This is a genomic window from Oleiphilus sp. HI0043 (assembly GCF_001634935.1).
In genome coordinates, this window is record NZ_LWEY01000187.1 from 1 (window position 1) to 783 (window position 783).

Genomic DNA, 783 nt, shown 5'->3' on the forward strand with positions numbered 1-783 from the left:
TGAGCTGAAGAGTGGTGGCTTTAGGCGGGAGTCGATTATTGCTGATGCTCTGGAAGCCGTCATTGGTGCTATCTATTTAGACAGCGATCATTCAACTTGCCGAGAAGTTGTTTTATCGTGGTATGAGCCGCGTTTCGCTAACTTGTCTTTAGATAATACCGAAAAAGACCCTAAAACCCGCCTACAAGAATATCTGCAATCTATAAAGAAAGACCTCCCGAAATATGAAGTTATTAAGGTCACAGGTGAAGCTCATGATCAGACTTTCTTTGTCGAGTGTGAGGTTGCATCAATGAGTATCAGAACAAATAGTGAAGGCCCTAGTCGACGAATAGCTGAGCAAAAATCAGCAAAGCAAGCGCTGGCTATTCTGGAAGAAAAGTCATAACCCTGGAGTATTATCATGACTGAATTCGACTTGGAAAGTTTTAATAACCCGAATACCCGTTGTGGCTATGTCGCCATTGTTGGGCGCCCTAATGTCGGCAAATCAACGTTGCTAAATCGTATATTGGGTCAAAAGATTAGTATTACCTCAAAGAAGCCTCAGACCACGCGTCACCAGATTTTAGGGATCAAAACCGAAGGCGAAGCGCAAGTCGTTTATGTTGATACACCTGGTTTGCACCTGAAAGAACATAAAGCGATTAATCGATATATGAATAAAGCGGCGTCAGATTCGCTTAAGCATGTTGATGTTATTGTCTTTTTGGTTGATCGAACCAAGTGGACAGAGGAAGATAGCTTCGTGCTTGAAAAAATCCAAGCTGCAAAAGCGCCTGT

General features: G+C 42.8%; 2 protein-coding genes. Both read left to right on the forward strand.

The annotated features are described in order from the left end of the window. The coding region (locus A3729_RS03220) for a ribonuclease III family protein (RefSeq protein ID WP_231877316.1) at window positions 1–388 on the forward strand (388 nt) is incomplete at its 5' end. Window positions 389–403: 15 nt separating this feature from the next. Beyond that, window positions 404–783, forward strand: a 380-nt coding sequence (gene era, locus A3729_RS03225) for a GTPase Era (protein ID WP_068633147.1), incomplete at its 3' end; no start/stop codon positions are given.